14 protein-coding genes are annotated in these 17618 nt (G+C 67.2%); 10 read left to right on the plus strand and 4 right to left on the minus strand.

The genetic code is table 11. The features are described 5' to 3' along the window. From G3N64_RS21160 to metH, 4 genes are all read left to right on the plus strand, one after another. Window positions 1–896: DUF3108 domain-containing protein (locus G3N64_RS21160; protein WP_205785664.1), on the plus strand; the 896-nt coding region annotated here is incomplete at its 5' end. A 254-nt stretch (window positions 897–1150) separates the two neighbouring features. Beyond that, a complete protein-coding gene (locus G3N64_RS21165; protein WP_006477667.1) occupies window positions 1151–1408 on the plus strand; it encodes a DUF3567 domain-containing protein in 258 nt (85 codons plus the stop codon). Window positions 1409–1610: 202 nt separating this feature from the next. Further along, a complete protein-coding gene (locus G3N64_RS21170; RefSeq protein ID WP_205785665.1) occupies window positions 1611–2678 on the plus strand; it encodes a homocysteine S-methyltransferase family protein in 1068 nt (355 codons plus the stop codon). Between the two features lie 41 nt (window positions 2679–2719). Continuing rightward, window positions 2720–5437 (plus strand): methionine synthase, encoded by a 2718-nt coding sequence (metH, locus tag G3N64_RS21175; protein ID WP_205785666.1) that lies wholly within the window; start codon window positions 2720–2722, stop codon window positions 5435–5437. Between the two features lie 114 nt (window positions 5438–5551). On the opposite strand, the gene G3N64_RS21180 is transcribed toward metH, so the two are convergent. Beyond that, entirely contained in the window at window positions 5552–5875 is a 324-nt protein-coding gene (locus G3N64_RS21180) for a DUF1840 domain-containing protein (protein ID WP_124496591.1), read from the minus strand. A 200-nt stretch (window positions 5876–6075) separates the two neighbouring features. On the opposite strand from G3N64_RS21180, the gene argS reads away from it, so the two are divergent. The 6 genes from argS to G3N64_RS21210 all read left to right on the plus strand — a co-directional run bounded on the left by argS (window position 6076) and on the right by G3N64_RS21210 (window position 14268). Then, entirely contained in the window at window positions 6076–7857 is a 1782-nt protein-coding gene (gene argS / locus G3N64_RS21185; protein WP_205785667.1) for an arginine--tRNA ligase, read from the plus strand. Between the two features lie 104 nt (window positions 7858–7961). Then, window positions 7962–8867, plus strand: coding sequence for an SPOR domain-containing protein (locus G3N64_RS21190; RefSeq protein ID WP_205785668.1), 906 nt, complete (start codon window positions 7962–7964; stop codon window positions 8865–8867). 69 nt (window positions 8868–8936) lie between these two features. Beyond that, entirely contained in the window at window positions 8937–9575 is a 639-nt protein-coding gene (locus G3N64_RS21195; protein WP_205785669.1) for a thiol:disulfide interchange protein DsbA/DsbL, read from the plus strand. Window positions 9576–9594: 19 nt separating this feature from the next. Then, entirely contained in the window at window positions 9595–10368 is a 774-nt protein-coding gene (locus tag G3N64_RS21200; RefSeq protein WP_205785670.1) for an SDR family oxidoreductase, read from the plus strand. A gap of 458 nt (window positions 10369–10826) precedes the next feature. After that, window positions 10827–12422, plus strand: coding sequence for an ABC transporter substrate-binding protein (locus G3N64_RS21205; protein ID WP_205785671.1), 1596 nt, complete (start codon window positions 10827–10829; stop codon window positions 12420–12422). Between the two features lie 199 nt (window positions 12423–12621). Continuing rightward, window positions 12622–14268 carry an ATP-binding cassette domain-containing protein gene (locus G3N64_RS21210; protein WP_205785672.1) on the plus strand — a complete coding sequence of 549 codons (1647 nt, stop codon included), beginning with the start codon at window positions 12622–12624 and terminating at the stop codon, window positions 14266–14268. A 7-nt stretch (window positions 14269–14275) separates the two neighbouring features. Here G3N64_RS21210 and G3N64_RS21215 read toward each other — a convergent pair whose 3' ends face one another. The 3 genes from G3N64_RS21215 to G3N64_RS21225 all read right to left on the minus strand — a co-directional run bounded on the left by G3N64_RS21215 (window position 14276) and on the right by G3N64_RS21225 (window position 17503). After that, complete coding sequence (locus G3N64_RS21215) at window positions 14276–14542, minus strand: DUF6429 family protein (RefSeq protein ID WP_205785673.1); 267 nt, start codon at window positions 14540–14542, stop codon at window positions 14276–14278. Window positions 14543–14565: 23 nt separating this feature from the next. Next, on the minus strand, window positions 14566–16350 hold the full coding sequence (locus G3N64_RS21220; RefSeq protein ID WP_205785674.1) for a DUF6880 family protein: 1785 nt from the start codon (window positions 16348–16350) through the stop codon (window positions 14566–14568). Between the two features lie 76 nt (window positions 16351–16426). Then, window positions 16427–17503: an MBL fold metallo-hydrolase gene (locus G3N64_RS21225; protein WP_205785675.1), complete on the minus strand. Its 1077-nt coding sequence runs from the start codon at window positions 17501–17503 to the stop codon at window positions 16427–16429. Between the last annotated feature and the right edge of the window lie 115 nt (window positions 17504–17618).

Raw genomic sequence — 17618 nt, forward strand, 5'->3', positions numbered from 1 at the left:
TGGCCGCGGGCGCCGCCGGCGCCGCGACGCCGGGCCCCGCGACGAACGGCGTGAAGTTCGCCGCCCCGCCATCCGGCGACCTGCAGTACGACACGTTCTACAACGGCATGCAGAACATGATCGGCACGATCCACTGGCGCACCGACGGGCGCACCTACGACCTGTCGGTGTCGATGCCCGTGCCGTTTGTCGGCCCGTTCAGCTACCGCAGCGAAGGCCGCATCGACGCGTTCGGCGTCGCCCCCGACCGTTACGTCGAGAAGCGCGGCAAGCGGCCGGAAGACATCGCGATCTTCAACCGCGAGATCCGGCAGGTCGTGTTCACGCGCACGCCGAACAACGCGCCGCTGCCCGACGGCGTGCAGGACCGCTTCAGCATGCTGATGCAATTGTCGGGGCTCTTGCGCGGCAATCCGTCTGCGTACAAACCGGGCGTCACGCAGCAGTTCTTCGTGATCGACAACAACAGCGGAGAGACCTGGCCGATCGCCGTGATCGGCGACGAGCAGGTGCAGACGCAGGCCGGCATCGTCGACGCGCGGCACTTCATGCGCCTGCCGCGGCGCGACGGCGACACGCGCCGCATCGACATGTGGCTCGCCCCGTCGCTCGGCTGGCTGCCCGCCCGGCTCGTGCAGAGCGAACCGAACGGCGCGCAGATCGAGCTACTGTGGCATGGCCGGCTCGCGGCGCCGGGCGCGCCGTCCGACGCTGAACCGGCAAGCGGCGCCTCGCATGCGCCCGCCGGTGCACCGACGCCCGATGCCGCGGGCGCACCGGCCGCGGAACCGGCACAACCCGCGCCACCGGCTACCGTGCAACCGCCGGCACAACCGGCTGCAGTACCGGCTGCACCGCCCGCGTCACCGCCTGTCACATCGCCTGTCACACAGTGAACTCACGCGCAGACACGCGCGATTCGGCAATTTCGACCGATTACAGATTTCCGTGAAATGGCCGATGACACTCTTTAACAACTATTTCAGTCCACCGGCAGACAATGGGAAACGTTTCATAGACATCGGCTTCTAACCGATACACCCCACGCAAACGGGAACGGGGTGTGCAGCGCAAGCCCCTTGAAACCGGCAAGGCTTGCCCCACCTAGGGGACAACAAGGCCAGATGCCACTGCGAAGAGGAGTGCCGCCATGCAAATGATCTACAACAGCCCCAACTACTGCGTCGTCGAATTCGCGCCGCAGGCCGGCCACCACCTGATGAATGCCGGCGGATACGAAATCGTCGACAAGAACGCGCAGCGCGAAATCTTCATCGACGGCGAACTTGCCGAACGATTCCGCGCGCACGTGAAGCAGCTGATCGAGGATGAACCGTCGCTCGACGAAGTCGACGAATTCCTCGGACAATTCGACAGCCTGATGATGATGCCGGTCGTGCTGCACTGACGACCCGCGGCCCGGCGCCTTGCGCGGCCGGGCCATTCGCCGCGCATCGATGCGGCGCCGCGAGCACTCCGATCATGCCCCCGCCCGGTTCGCCTGGCGGGGGTTTTCATTTGGCGGCCCGGCCGGCGCGGCGCAAGGCCGGGCGGCGCCCATGCGCACCGGCTACAATGACGGTTTTCCCGTCTTCGCCGGTCTTTCGCCCATGTCTGCGACTCCTCTCGCCGCTTCCGTCCCGCTCGACGCGCCCTACACGCGCGGCGCCGCTCTGCCCGCGCTGCTGAAATCGCGCATCCTGATCCTCGACGGCGCGATGGGCACGATGATCCAGCGCTACAAGCTCGACGAAGCCGCGTATCGCGGCGAGCGCTTCAAGGATTTCCCGCGCGACATCAAGGGCAACAACGAGCTGCTGTCGATCACGCAGCCGCAGATCATCCGCGAGATCCACGACCAGTACTTCGCGGCCGGCGCCGACATCGTCGAGACCAACACGTTCGGCGCGACGACCGTCGCGCAGGCCGACTACGGGATGGAAGATCTCGTCGTCGAGATGAACGTCGAATCGGCGAAGCTCGCACGCGAATCGGCTGCGAAATACGCGACGCCGGAAAAACCGCGCTTCGTCGCGGGCGCGATCGGGCCGACGCCGAAGACAGCCAGCATCTCGCCGGACGTCAACGACCCGGGTGCACGCAACGTCACGTTCGACGAGCTGCACGCGTCGTACTACCAGCAGGCGAAGGCGCTGCTCGACGGCGGCGTCGACCTGTTCCTCGTCGAGACGATCTTCGACACGCTGAACGCGAAGGCCGCCCTGTTCGCGCTCGACGAGCTGTTCGAGGACACCGGCGAGCGCCTGCCGATCATGATCTCGGGCACCGTCACCGATGCGTCGGGCCGGATCCTGTCGGGCCAGACGGTCGAGGCGTTCTGGAATTCGCTGCGCCACGCGAAGCCGCTCACGTTCGGCCTGAACTGCGCGCTCGGCGCGGCGCTGATGCGCCCGTACATCGCCGAGCTCGCGAAGCTGTGCGACACCTACGTGTCGTGCTACCCGAACGCAGGCCTGCCGAACCCGATGGCCGAGACGGGCTTCGACGAAACGCCGGACGTCACGTCGGGCCTGCTGAAGGAATTCGCGCAGGCCGGGCTCGTGAACCTCGCGGGCGGCTGCTGCGGCACGACACCCGAGCACATCGCCGAGATTGCGAAGGCGCTCGCCGACGTGAAGCCGCGCCGCTGGCCGAACCAGTACAGCGACAACGCCTGACCCGACCGACCACGCCCTTCATCACCAGAATTCGCACCGCCATGACCGATCACATGATGCGCCTCGCCGGCCTCGAGCCGTTCAACGTCACGTCCGGGACGCTCTTCATCAACGTCGGTGAACGCACCAACGTCACCGGCTCGAAGGCGTTCGCACGCATGATCCTCAACGGCCAGTTCGACGAGGCGCTCGCCGTCGCGCGCCAGCAGGTCGAGAACGGCGCGCAGGTGATCGACATCAACATGGACGAGGCGATGCTCGATTCGAAGGCGGCGATGGTGCGCTTCCTGAACCTGATCGCATCGGAGCCGGACATCGCGCGCGTGCCGATCATGATCGACTCGTCGAAGTGGGACGTAATCGAGGCGGGCCTGAAGTGCGTGCAGGGCAAGGCGATCGTCAACTCGATCTCGCTGAAGGAAGGCGAGGAAGCGTTCGTCCATCACGCGAAGCTGATCCGCCGCTATGGCGCGGCGGCCGTCGTGATGGCGTTCGACGAGCAGGGCCAGGCCGACACCTTCGCGCGCAAGACCGCGATCTGCAAGCGCTCGTACGACGTGCTCGTGAGCCAGTGCGGCTTCCCGCCGGAAGACATCATCTTCGACCCGAACATCTTCGCGGTCGCGACCGGCATCGAGGAGCACAACAACTACGCGGTCGACTTCATCGAGGCGACCCGCTGGATCAAGCAGAACCTGCCGTACGCGAAGGTGAGCGGCGGCGTGTCGAACGTGTCGTTCTCGTTCCGCGGCAACGACCCGGTGCGCGAGGCGATCCACACCGTGTTCCTGTACCACGCGATCCAGGCGGGGATGGACATGGGCATCGTCAACGCGGGCCAGCTCGGCGTGTACGCCGAGCTCGACGCGGAACTGCGCGAGCGCGTCGAGGACGTGATCCTGAACCGCCGCGACGATTCGACCGACCGGCTCCTCGAGATCGCCGACAAGTTCAAGGCAGGGGGCGCGAAGAAGGAAGAGAACCTCGAGTGGCGCAACCAGCCGGTCGAGAAGCGGCTCTCGCATGCGCTCGTGCACGGCATCACGACCTTCATCGTCGAGGATACCGAAGAAGTGCGCGCGAAGATCGCCGCGGCCGGCGGGCGTCCGATCAACGTGATCGAAGGGCCGCTGATGGACGGGATGAACATCGTCGGCGACCTGTTCGGCCAGGGCAAGATGTTCTTGCCGCAGGTCGTGAAATCGGCGCGCGTGATGAAGCAGGCGGTCGCGCACCTGATCCCGTTCATCGAGGAAGAAAAGCGGCTGCTCGCGGAAGCGGGCGGCGACGTGCGCGCGAAGGGCAAGATCGTCATCGCGACCGTGAAGGGCGACGTGCACGACATCGGCAAGAACATCGTGTCGGTCGTGCTCCAGTGCAACAACTTCGAAGTCGTCAACATGGGCGTGATGGTCCCGTGCAACGAGATCCTCGCGAAGGCGAAGGTCGAGGGCGCGGACATCATCGGGCTGTCGGGCCTCATCACGCCGAGCCTCGAGGAAATGGCCTACGTCGCGTCCGAAATGCAGCGCGACGACTACTTCCGCGTGAAGAAGATCCCGCTGCTGATCGGCGGCGCGACCACCTCGCGCGTGCACACGGCCGTGAAGATCGCGCCGCACTACGAAGGCCCGGTGGTCTACGTGCCGGACGCATCGCGCTCGGTGTCGGTCGCCTCCAGCCTGCTGTCCGACGAAGGCGCGGCGAAGTACCTCGACGAGCTGAAGTCCGACTACGAACGCATCCGCGACCAGCACGCGAACCGCAAGGCGCAGCCGATGGTCACGCTCGCCGAAGCGCGCGCGAACAAGACCAAGGTCGATTGGGCGGGCTACCAGCCGGTGAAGCCGAAGTTCATCGGCCGCCGCGTGTTCAAGAACTACGACCTGAACGAACTCGCGCAGTACATCGACTGGGGCCCGTTCTTCCAGACCTGGGATCTCGCGGGCCCGTACCCGGCGATCCTGAACGACGAGATCGTCGGCGAATCGGCGCGGCGCGTGTTCTCCGACGCGAAATCGATGCTCGCGCGCCTGATCCAGGGCCGCTGGCTGACCGCGAGCGGCGTGATCTCGCTGCTGCCGGCGAATACCGTCAACGGCGACGACATCGAGATCTACAGCGACGAGTCGCGCTCGGAAGTGCTGCTCACGTGGCGCAACCTGCGCCAGCAGAGCGTGCGCCCGGTGGTCGACGGCGTGATGCGGCCGAACCGCTCGCTCGCCGATTTCATCGCACCGAAGGAATCGGGCGTCGCCGACTACATCGGGATGTTCGCGGTGACGGCCGGCCTCGGCGTCGACGTGAAGGAAAAGCAGTTCGAAGCCGACCACGACGACTACAGCGCGATCATGCTGAAGGCGCTCGCCGACCGCTTCGCGGAAGCCTTCGCGGAAGCGATGCACGCACGCGTGCGGCGCGAGCTGTGGGGCTACGCGAGCGGCGAGACGCTCGACAACGACGCGCTGATTGCCGAAAAGTACGCGGGCATCCGCCCGGCGCCGGGCTACCCGGCCTGCCCCGACCACCTCGTGAAGCGCGACATGTTCGACGTGCTGCGCGCGGACGAGATCGGCATGAGCGTGACCGACTCGCTGGCGATGCTGCCGGCCGCGAGCGTGTCGGGCTTCTATCTCGCGCATCCGGACAGCACGTACTTCTCGGTCGGCAAAATCGGGCAGGATCAGCTTGAGGATTACGCACAGCGCATGGCGCTGTCGCTCGACGACGCGCGCCGCGCGCTCGCGCCGCAGCTGTAATCGACGCTTCGACGGACGCGCCGCCGCGCGTTATTGTCAGACAAAAAGAAAAAGCCCGCTCGGTAGCGGGCTTTTTCTGCCTTTCGATCCTTCCGGACGGCCGGGCAAGCGGGCTCAGAAGCCCCAGTGCACGTCGGCTTCGCCGGCTTTCGCTTCGCGCAGCATCGTGAGGAAGGGGGCCACGCGCTGTGCCAGGCTCGGCGGCACTTCGTGGTGCGCGTGGTCGGTTTCGTCCTCGTGGAAATGGCCGGCATGCTCGGCGCGCTCCTGCTTCGCCTGCGCGACCGCGCCTTCCAGCTTGGCGATCGCGTGGTCCAGTTCGTCGTGCGTAATCACACCGCGCTCGCCCAGCTGCTTGCCGACGAGACCCAGCACATACACGGCGAAATCCTTCAGCACGTCGAGATCCTGTGCCGCCTTGCTCTTGAACGTAATCATGACAATTCCCTTTTCATCTTGTTGTGCCTGCGCGGCGCGGTTGGGGAACGCCGGCAGACCGGCGTCCGGCCTCGCGGACGCGGACCGCCTGAGCGGCATATTAGCACCTGTTAAAATTCTGCGATCCCTGAAACGCGCGCTTAAAAAGCGCGCCGGCGGGCCGGCGTTTCCGCCCGCCACCAACGAAGCCTTCTACCAGCATGCTGCCAGCACACAAACAGACTCTCGAAGCCCTGCTCGCGGATAGCGTCAAGCAGGTCGCATACGCGCTGAAAGGCGCCGACGCAACGTTCGTCGCCCCCGCCATCACGCTGGAGCGCCCGAAGGTCGCCGCGCACGGCGACGTCGCGTGCAACGTCGCGATGCAGCTCGCGAAGCCGCTCGGCACGAACCCGCGCCAGCTCGCCGAGCAGATCGTCGCCGCCCTCACCGCCCAGCCGGGCGCGCAAGGCCTCGTCGAAGCCGCCGAGATCGCCGGCCCCGGCTTTATCAACCTGCGCCTGTCGGCCGCTGCGAAACAGGCGGTGATCGCCGCCGTGTTCGACCAGGGCCGCGCATTCGGCACGTCGGATCGCGAGAAAGGCAAGCAGGTGCTGCTCGAATTCGTGTCGGCGAACCCGACCGGCCCGCTGCACGTCGGCCACGGCCGCCAGGCCGCGCTCGGCGACGTGCTCGCGAACGTGATCGCGAGCCAGGGCTACGCGGTGCACCGCGAGTTCTACTACAACGACGCGGGCGTGCAGATCGGCAACCTCGCGATCTCGACGCAGGCGCGCGCACGCGGCCTGAAGCCGGGCGACGCGGGCTGGCCGGAAGCCGCGTACAACGGCGAATACATCGCCGACATCGCCCGCGACTTCCTGAACGGCGAAACGGTCGCCGCGTCGGACGGCGAGCCGGTCAAGGGCACGGGCGACGTCGAGGATCTCGACGCGATCCGCAAGTTCGCGGTCACGTACCTGCGTCGCGAGCAGGACATGGACCTGCAGGCGTTCGGCGTGAAGTTCGACCAGTACTACCTCGAATCGTCGCTGTACAGCGAAGGCCGCGTCGAGAAGACGGTCGACGCGCTGATCAAGGCCGGCATGACCTACGAGCAGGACGGCGCGCTGTGGTTGCGCACGACCGACGAAGGCGACGACAAGGATCGCGTGATGCGCAAGTCGGACGGCACGTACACGTACTTCGTGCCGGACGTCGCGTACCACGTGACGAAGTGGGAGCGCGGCTTCACGAAGGTGATCAACATCCAGGGTTCGGACCACCACGGCACGATCGCGCGCGTGCGCGCGGGCCTGCAGGGCCTGCACATCGGGATCCCGAAGGGCTACCCCGACTACGTGCTGCACAAGATGGTCACCGTGATGCGCGACGGCCAGGAAGTGAAGATCTCGAAACGCGCGGGCAGCTACGTGACGGTGCGCGACCTGATCGAATGGTCGGGCGGCGCAGCAGCGGGCCAGGAAGCGGCGCCCGACCTGATCGACGAAGCGACCATCACGCGCGGCCGCGACGCGGTGCGGTTCTTCCTGATCTCGCGCAAGGCCGATACCGAGTTCGTGTTCGACATCGACCTCGCGCTGAAACAGAACGACGAAAACCCGGTCTATTACGTCCAGTACGCGCATGCGCGGATCTGCTCGGTGCTCAACGAACTGAAGTCGCGCTACAACGTCGACGCCGCGCAGTTGCCGGGCGCCGACCTGTCGCAGCTGACGAGCGCGCAAGCGGCTTCGCTGATGCAGAAGCTGGCCGAGTACCCGGACATGCTCACGCACGCGGCAAACGAGCTGGCGCCGCACGCGGTCGCGTTCTACCTGCGTGACCTCGCTGGCGAATTCCACTCGTTCTACAATGCGGAGCGCGTGCTGGTCGACGACGAAGCGCCGCGCAATGCGCGCGCCGCGCTCCTCGCCGCGACCCGGCAGGTGCTCGAGAACGGTCTGGCGGTGCTCGGCGTGTCCGCGCCCGCCAAGATGTAAGGCAGCAAGCGGCCCGAATCGGGCAGCGAATGGCCGCAGCAGCGCCTGTCGCAGGAGCGCTTGCCGCGGCCTTTTCACGATTCTTTTTGCAGGTGACTCAAGCAATGGCACAACCACGCCGAACTTCGAAACAATCGAAACAAGCCGGAGGAACATTTCTTGGAATCGTGCTGGGCCTGATCGTCGGCCTCGCGATCGCCGTGGTGGTCGCGCTCTACATCACGCGTTCCCCGTCGCCGTTCGTGTCGAAGGTCGCGCCGCCGCCGGCCGACAACGGCGCGAGCCAGCCGCAGCAGTTCGATCCGAACCGCGCGCTGCAAGGCAAGACGCCGGGCCAGCCGGTGCCGCAGGCCGCGCAGCCCGCGCCGCCGAACACCGCGCCCGGCCAGGCCGCGAACCAGACCCAGGGCGGCCTGCTGCCCGAACCGCAGATCGTCGAAGTGCCGCCGTCGGCCAACGGGTCGAGCGGCTCGACCAACTCCGGCAATTCGAACGGCACGACCGCGTCGAACAATACGTCGTCGGGCAACGGCGTCGCCGTCGCGCCGAAGCCGGCCGACACCACGCCGCCGCCGAAGAAGACGCAGCAAGCACAGCAGCAACAGCAGCAAGGCGGCGAGGACGATCTCGCCCGCTTCGCCGCGCAGAAGCAGGCCCAGCAAGCCGCTGCGCAAAAGCAGCAACAGCAGCAACTGGCCGCGAACACGCCGAAGCCGACCTCGTCGGCCACGGCCGCCGCGGCAGCGAAGCCGCCGACCGCGAACGACGCGAATACCGGCTACTTCCTGCAGGTGGGCGCGTACAAGACGGAAGGCGACGCCGAGCAGCAGCGCGCGCGCCTCGGCTTCCAGGGCTTCGAGTCGAAGGTGTCGAAGCGCGATGTCAGCGGCGTGACGTACTTCCGCGTGCGCGTCGGCCCGTTCTCGAAGTTCGAGGATATGAACTCGGCCCGCCAGCGCCTGTCCGATGCAGGTGTCGACACGGCGGTGATCCGTTTCACGAAGCAGTAAGCAACCGGCCGAGCCCACTCAGAACCCGTTACGTTCCGTAACCCGAGCAACTGATTCGACGTTCACAACATGAAAAAACTGCTTAGCACGCTCCTTCTGTCCCTGGGCCTGGCCGCCGGCCTCGCGCAGGCTTCGCCCGCCGCGCCGGTCGCCAGCAAGGACTTCGAAGTGATGAAGTCGCCGCAGCCGGTGTCCGCGCCGGCCGGCAAGATCGAGGTGATCGAGTTCTTCTGGTACGGCTGCCCGCACTGCTACGAATTCGAGCCGACGATCGAGGCCTGGGTGAAGAAGCAGGGCAACAACATCGACTTCAAGCGCGTCCCGGTCGCATTCCGTGACGATTTCATCCCGCACTCGAAGCTGTTCTATGCGGTGTCCGCACTCGGCATCTCCGAGAAGGTCACGCCGGCGATCTTCAACGCCATCCACAAGCAGAAGAACTACCTGCTGACGCCGCAGGCGCAGGCCGACTTCCTGGCCACGCAGGGCGTCGACAAGAAGAAGTTCATGGACGCGTACAACTCGTTCAGCGTGCAGGGCGAAGTGAACCAGTCGGCCAAGCTGCTGAAGGACTACGCGATCGACGGCGTGCCGACGGTCGTCGTCCAGGGCAAGTACAAGACGGGCCCCGCTTACGCGAACAGCATCCCGGGCACGGCCCAGGTGCTCGACTTCCTCGTGAAGCAGGTTCAGGACAAGAAGCTCTGATCCCCGCCCGCGCGCCGGCATGACTACTCCGCTGAAGGTCTTCATCACCGGCGCATCGAGCGGCCTCGGCCTCGCGATGGCCGAGGAATACGCCCGCCAGGGCGCCACGCTCGCACTCGTCGCGCGACGCACCGATGCCCTCGATGCGTTCGCGCGGCGCTTCCCGAAGCTGTCCATCTCCGTCTATTCCGCCGACGTGCGCGACGCCGACGCGCTCGCGACGGCCGCCGCGTCGTTCATCGCGACGCACGGCTGCCCCGACGTCGTGATCGCGAACGCGGGCATCAGCCAGGGCGCCGTCACGGGCCAGGGCGATCTCGCGACGTTCCGCAACGTGATGGACATCAACTACTACGGGATGGTCGCGACGTTCGAGCCGTTCGTCGGCCCGATGACGGCCGCACGTCACGGCACGCTGGTCGGTGTCGCGAGCGTCGCCGGCGTGCGCGGCCTGCCCGGCTCGGGCGCGTACAGCGCGTCGAAATCGGCCGCGATCAAGTATCTCGAATCGCTGCGCGTCGAGCTGCGGCCGGCCGGCGTCGGCGTCGTGACGATCGCGCCCGGCTACATCCGCACGCCGATGACCGCGCACAACCCGTACCGGATGCCGTTCCTGATGGACGCCGACCGCTTCGCCGCCCGTGCGGCCCGGGCGATCGCGCGGCAGCGCGCGTTCCGCGTGATTCCGTGGCAGATGGGCGTCGTCGCAAAGGTGCTGCACGTGCTGCCGCGCTGGCTGTACGACCGCCTGTTCGAAAAGGCGCCGCGCAAGCCGAAGGCCGGCGCACACTGATCGGACCACGGGCCGGCCCGCGCGAAGCTTCGCGGGCCGCCTCTCCGCCTCTCCGCCTCTCCGCCTCTCCGCCTCTCCGCCTCTCCGCCTCTCCGCCTCTCCGCCTCACGCATCACTACTGCATCACCGCACGAACGCATCGACGCATCACCGCTTCTCCGCTTCGATTCGCGGCACGCCCGCACCGCTTCCGTGCCGTCCCTGCCGCGCCGCTGCCCGACTTCCCCAGCGCCAACCCTCCTTCTGCCCGCAACCCCTCCACCCCGCCCGCCGCCCCAACACCCGTTCCGTCGTGAACGCAGCCGTATTTCGGTCAATTCACCGCGTTCAGGCGCCTTTTTTCACGCGTCGCGCGCTTTGACGGTATGCTATTCGCCAGCCGCGCCGGCCCTGCCCGCTTCCGGGCCGCGCCCGCATCCCGTCACCCAGCAAAAAACACAAGCCACGTGGGAGATCCTATGCAGGTCAAGCTGTTCGCCGCGGCCACGCTCGCCGCTGCCCTCGCCGCCCCCGGCCTCGCCGCCGCCAAGCCGCTCACCGTCTGCACGGAATCGAGCCCGGACGGCTTCGACGTCGTGCAGTACAACTCGCTCGTCACGACCAACGCATCGGCCGACGTGATCTTCAACACGCTCGTGTCGTACGACGAAGCCGCGAAGAAGGTCGTGCCCGCGCTCGCCGACAAATGGGACGCGAGCGCCGACGGCCTCACGTACACGTTCCACCTGCGCCCGAACGTCGCGTTCCAGACCACCGACTATTTCAAGCCGGGCCGCGCGCTCGACGCGGACGACGTCGTGTTCACGTTCTCGCGGATGCTCGACGATTCGAACCCGTGGCACAAGGTGGCCGGCGCGAGCGGTTTCCCGCACGCGCAGTCGATGGGCCTCGTGAAGCTCGTGAAGTCGGTCACGAAGGTCGACGACAGCACGGTGAAGTTCGTGCTGAACGAGCCGAACGCGACGTTCGTGCCGATCCTGACGATGGGCTTCGCGTCGATCTACTCGGCCGAATACGCAGACCAGCTGCTGAAGGCCGGCAAGCAGGCCGACCTGAACGCGAAGCCGGTCGGCACCGGCCCGTTCGTGCTGAAGAGCTACACGAAGGACGCGCTGATCCGCTACGACGCGAACCCGACGTACTGGGGCACGAAGCCGAAGGTCGACCGGCTGATCTATGCGATCACGCCCGACGCATCCGTGCGCCTGCAGAAGGTGAAGGCCGGCGAATGCCAGATCGCGCTGTCGCCGAAGCCGCAGGACGTGCTCGCCGCGAAGGGCGACAGCGCGCTGAAGGTCGTGCAGACGCCCGCGTTCATGACCGCGTTCGTCGCGCTGAACACGCAGAAGAAGCCGCTCGACAACGACAAGGTGCGCGAGGCGCTGAACCTCGCGTTCGACCGCGCGACCTACCTGAAGGTCGTGTTCGACAACACCGCGACGGCCGCGAACAACCCGTATCCGCCGAACACGTGGAGCTACGCGAAGGATGTCGCGCCGTATGCGTACGATCCCGCGAAGGCGAAGCAGCTGCTCGCGCAGGCCGGCTTCCCGAACGGCTTCTCGACGACGATCTGGACGCGCCCGACCGGCAGCGTGCTGAACCCGAATCCGAAGGTCGGCGCGGAGCTGCTGCAGGCCGACCTCGCGAAGATCGGCGTGAAGGCCGAGGTCAAGGTGATCGAATGGGGCGAGCTGATCAAGCAGGCGAAGCTCGGCCAGCATGACATGCTGTTCATGGGCTGGGCCGGCGACAACGGCGATCCGGACAACTACCTGTCGCCGCTGTTCAGCTGCAACGCGGTGAAATCGGGCATCAACTTCGCGCGCTTCTGCGACACGCAGCTCGACAAGCTGATCGCCGACGGCAAGTCGACCGCCGACCAGGCCAAGCGCGCGAAGCTGTACGAAGCCGCGCAGAAGATCATCCACGACCAGGCGCTGTGGATTCCGCTCGGCTACCCGACCGCGGCCGCGCTCACGCGCACGAACGTGGGCGGCTATCACGTGAGCCCGTTCGGACGGCAGAACTTCACGACCGTCGCCGTGCAGTAACGCGACCCTCGCGCGTGGCGCGCAAGCGACGGTGCGTCGGGCCGTCGCTTGCGGCCCGCGCGCCGCGCTTGCTACACTGCGCGCTCATTCCTCATACCGGACGCCAGCCAAAGTGAACAACTAAGCCTTCCCAAAATGTTTTCGCCGCCGTGCCACGCACGCCGCGCGCGAAGGTCTTCACGCATTTTCGGAGGTGCTTATGGCTGCAGCCACGCCCACCGGCGCGCTCGTCGCGCTTCATCACGTTTCCTTCCGCTTCGACGACGGCGTCACGCTGTTCGATTCGCTCGACCTCTCGATCGACCGCACGCCAACCGGCATCGTCGGCCGCAACGGCATCGGCAAGAGCCAGCTCGCGCAACTGATCGCGGGCCGCTGCGCGCCGAGTTCGGGGACGATCGACCGGCATACGCCAGTCGTCTACGTCGCGCAGCAGCACGACGACGGCAACGTAACGGCCGGCCCGCGAACCGTCGCGCGGATCGCCGCACTCGATGCTCCGCTCGGCGCGCTCGCGCGTCTCGCCGACGGTCGCGCGGAGCCGCACGACTTCGACCTGATCGGCGATCGCTGGGATCTCGCGGAGCGGCTGCGCAGCGCGCTCGACGAGGCCGGCCTGCACGACGTGCAACCCGACATGCCCGCGCAGGCACTGAGTGGCGGGCAACTCGCGCGCGTCGCGCTGATCGGCGCCCTGCTGTCCGGCGCCGGCCTGCTCGTGCTCGACGAACCGACCAACCATCTCGACGCGCCGGGCCGCGCGTGGCTGCGCGCGGCGCTCGACGGCTGGCGCGGCGGCCTCGTCATCGTGAGCCACGACCGCGCGCTGCTCGCCGACGTGCAGCGCATCGTCGAACTGACGCCGCATGGCGCGCGCTCGTACGGCGGCAACTACGCGCTCTATCGCGCGCAGCGCGACGCGGAACAGGATGCCGCGCAAGCGGCGCTCGATCATGCGCGCACCGAGCGCGGGCGCGTGCGGCGCAGGCTCGAACAGGAACACGACACGATCCAGCGCCACGCCGCCGCGTCGCTGCGCGATGCGAAGACGGCCAACCTATCGTCGATGGCAAAACAGAGCCGCAAGGGCGCGGCGCGCAGCATCATGGGGCACGTCCGGCGCCATCAGGACGACTTCAAGACGGCGCTCGACGAACGCGTGCATGAGGCGGCCGCGCGCATCGAAGCCGATGCGCCCGTGCTCGTGTCGCTGCCGGGCACCGAGGTCAGCGCGCGCCGCCAGCTGTTCACGCTCGAACGCGCGCAACTGCCGTGGCGCGTTGCCGACGCAGCCGATGCAATCACGTGGTCGGCAAGCGGCCCCGTGCGCATCGCGCTGACGGGCCCGAACGGGTGCGGCAAATCGACGTTGCTGAGGATGCTCGCGGGCGAACTCGCGCCGCGCTCAGGGGAATGCACGACGCACGTGAGCGCCGCGTATCTCGACCAGCGGCTCGCGCTGCTCGATCCCGATCGTTCGATCGTCGAGCAACTGGGGCTGCTCGATACGCCGCTCGCAGAAGGCGACCTGCGCAGCCGTCTCGCGCTGCTGCAGCTCGACGCGGCGCGCGCGACGCAGCCGGCGCGGCAGCTGAGCGGCGGCGAACGGCTGAAGGCCGCGCTCGCGTGTGCGTTGTGGCGCGGCACGCCCGCGCAACTGCTGCTGCTCGACGAGCCGACCAACCGCCTCGATCTCGAATCGGTGCGTGCGATCGAAGCCGCACTGGCCGGCTTCCCCGGTGCGATCGTGGTCGCGTCGCACGACGCCGCGTTTCTCGCGGCGCTCGACCCGACGCACACGATGCAATGGCATCGCGACGGGTGGCGCTACGAACCCGTCGCGTGATTGGCGATCACGATCGCTCGCCGGGGTGCGTGACGTCCGGATCGGACTCGACGAACTGGCGCATGAAAAGCCGCTTCGATTCACGCAGGCCGTCGTCGGTCAGGACCACGGATTTCGCCCGGTTGACCGGATCGGCAATCAGGCCGCGTTCATGCAATCGATTCAGTACATCCCAATCGAAGCTTTTCCATGCGCGATTGCCGTCGTGCAACGTCAGGTACAAGAGTGCGAGCACGGTGTCGTCTACAGCCCGCAGATCGATTTGCTTCTCCATGCTTCGCTCTCCCGTCAGTTGTATCACGCGTCCAGCTTCGCCAGCAGCTTGATGAAGTTGCGCTTCGCACGGTAGGTCTTGCGAATTTCTTCGAGCTCGGCGTCGAATACCGCCTGCCGGCGATGCGCAATCCGCAGCGCGCGAATATCACGCACGACGCCGAACGCCTCGTCGTACCGCGCACTGCCCGCGCCATGGTCGAGCGCGAACGGCAGATACCGGTGATACAGCGCGATCGCGTCCTCCGGATGCGTCTTCGCGCGCGCCACCGCCATCGTCGGCCAGACGCCGACTTCAACCGGCCCGCCGACAAAGACGTCCCACGCGGCGAGAGCGTCCCGCTCCGCGAGCAGCAGCTTCACGAGTTCGGTGCGCGGCGACGGTTCCCAACGCCGTGCGGCCGTGCCCGCCCGCCCCGGCGTTTCCCGCTGCCGCGCGAGCGACAGCAGATGTGAAATCGCCCGCTCTCTGACGGCGGCGCATCGCTTCGTCGCCTTCGCGACCTTCATCAACGCACGGAATGCATCTGCCGTCGGATGGTATGCGAAGCGCTGCCACGCGAGTTCGTCCGCCCGATCGAACGCGCGTCGACGCACATGCTCATCGATGCAGAAGCCCAGCAAACGATCGTCGTGCCGATCCTTCATCTCGCGCATGCCGCGTTCGGCCCATGCCAGGCCTTCGTCGAAACGGCCGTGCGCCGCGCACAATTCCGCGATCTGCGCGAACCGGTACGAAGCGGACAGATCCTTCGACCAGATGCCGATCAGCGCGTCGACATCGCCGTCGTGCCTCGCCAGCGACTCCATCGCATGCTCGAGATTCAGGCGCGCCGATTCGTACGAGCGCCGGTCGTCCCGCCCCGGCAGCAGCGGCGGGAGCGCGGCCCAATGACTCTCGACCAGTTTCCTGTAGCAGCTCAACCCCGCTTCACCCAGCGGCTCCGCATAGGCCGGCACCACGTCGCGGAACGTATCCCACTGCCCGCCGGCCTGCAGGCGAAACAGGCGTTCGGCCAGTTTCATCGGATCCGGCCGCGTCCGGATGCACGCGTCGAGATGCAGCGCGGCGAGTTCGCCGATCCCGGGCGCCACACTGCCGCCCGAGTCGTCGATCTGCTCGAGACTCGCTTCGACTTCGGCAATCGCCAGTTCCGCCAGTTCGACCACGTTCGCAGCATGGGGACCCGCCAGTTGCCGCCGTAGCATGTCCGCAAGCTCGAACAGGCCTTCGCCATAGACGTGAGCCTCGTCCCAACCGAGCGGCCGCGACACGCGCGCCAGTTGCCGGACGGCGGCACGCAGACTCGCCACATCGTCGACGTTCGCGCTGCGTGCGTCGAACAGCAGCCTGTCTCGCAACGCCCGGTCGTGCTCGGCCGCATCGAGCAGCCAGCTCCGCAACGCGCGCTCATCGAGCGTCTCAAGATAGTCGCGAATCAGCTCCCCATGAGTCTTGCGCTTGCGCCGCGGCTTCGACGGCTCGCGCTCCGCTTCGTGAAAAACTTCCTCGCCGCTGTTTTCGAGCCACGACAACGCGACGGCCACCGCGTGCTTGCAGAACCTGCCTTCGTCGCCTACCGGACAACTGCACGCGTAATGCAGTGCGCCGTCTTCGCCCGCCGAGAATTCAACGCGATAGCGATACGTGCCGCGCACGGTCGCCGACAGCTCGCCGTCGCGCTCGGTCAGCCGCGAGACGGCGCCGTCGTGGTAATACGCGTTGCCGCGCTCGAAGGATTTCGGGTCGGCCAGTGCGCGGATTTCCGCGAGCGTGATGACGTCGGCGAGAGAGGTGTTGCGAAACATGGCTCGCTGCGGGTATTCGGATCGGAATCTGGAAATCGTACCAAAGCGCGACGCATGCGTGCGCCAACGCGCATGCTCACGGCCGCGCGTAGCGAATCACGCCGTCGCCGCCCTGCTCGCGCACGAGCTCGCCCGCGAGCCACAGCAGGTTCAGGTGTGCAAGCGCCTCGCCGAGCGCGAACGTGATCTGGTGGATGTCGAGCTCGCGGCGGCGGAACATGATCGGCACGATGTCGGCCGCGCTCATCGGCTTTTCCGCGCACGCGACGCGCACTTCGGCCAGGCGCGCGTCGTGGTGTTCGCGCAGTTGCGCGATGCGCGTGCGCACGCCGCGGAACGGCTTGCCGTGCGACGGCAGCACCAGCGTATCGGGCGCCATCGTCTCGTAGCGGCCGAGCGACTGCAGGTACAGCGCGAGCGGGTTGGCCTCCGGCTCGAGGTCGAACACGGACACGTTCGTCGAGATGCGCGGCAGCACCATGTCGCCGGAGATCAGCACGCCGTCCGCTTCGCTGTAGAGCGCGCAATGTTCAGGCGAATGGCCGAAACCGGTCACGACGCGCCACGTGCGCGCGCCGATCGTCACCGCGTCGCCTTCACGCAGGCGCCGGTAGCGCGGCGGCACGGCCGGCACGAGATCCGAGTAGTAGCTGCGGCGGTTGCGCAGCTTGTCGAGCGAGGCCGGATCCGTCAGCCCGTGGCGCGCGAAGTGATCGGCGGCCGCCGCGCCGCCCGCGTTCGAGCCGTTGCCGGCCGCCATCAGGCAGCCGAACAGGTACTCGCCGAGCGTCATCCACAGCCGCACTTTCCAGCGGCCCTTGTCGCCGCCCTCGCACAGCCAGTTCGCGAGGCCGAAGTGATCGGGGTGGCAGTGCGTGACGAGCACGCGCAGCACGGGCAGGCCGTCGAGCTGCGTGTCGAAGATCTGCTCCCAGTGCGTGCGGATCGCATCCGACGAGATCCCGCAATCGACGATCGTCCAGCCGGCCTGCCCGTCGATCTCGTCGCGCAGCAGCCAGAGGTTGATGTGATCGAGCGAGAATGGCAGCGGCATGCGCAGCCAGCGCACGCCGGGCGCGACCTCGAACGTGTCGCCCGCGGCGGGCAGCGTGTCGGCGAAGGGGTAGTCGAGTTGGTGTTCCAGTGCGTTCATCGGTGGGGCGTCTCGTCGTTATCGGTGCGAATGCGCGCCGGCGGCGGGCCGTGGCGGGCGGTGCGTCGATTCTATCGCCGTCCCGCGCAACGCGTGCCCGGCGGCAGCCTGCCCG

It is taken from the genome of Burkholderia sp. Ac-20344, from assembly GCF_017104975.1.
Taxonomy (GTDB): Bacteria; Pseudomonadota; Gammaproteobacteria; order Burkholderiales; family Burkholderiaceae; genus Burkholderia.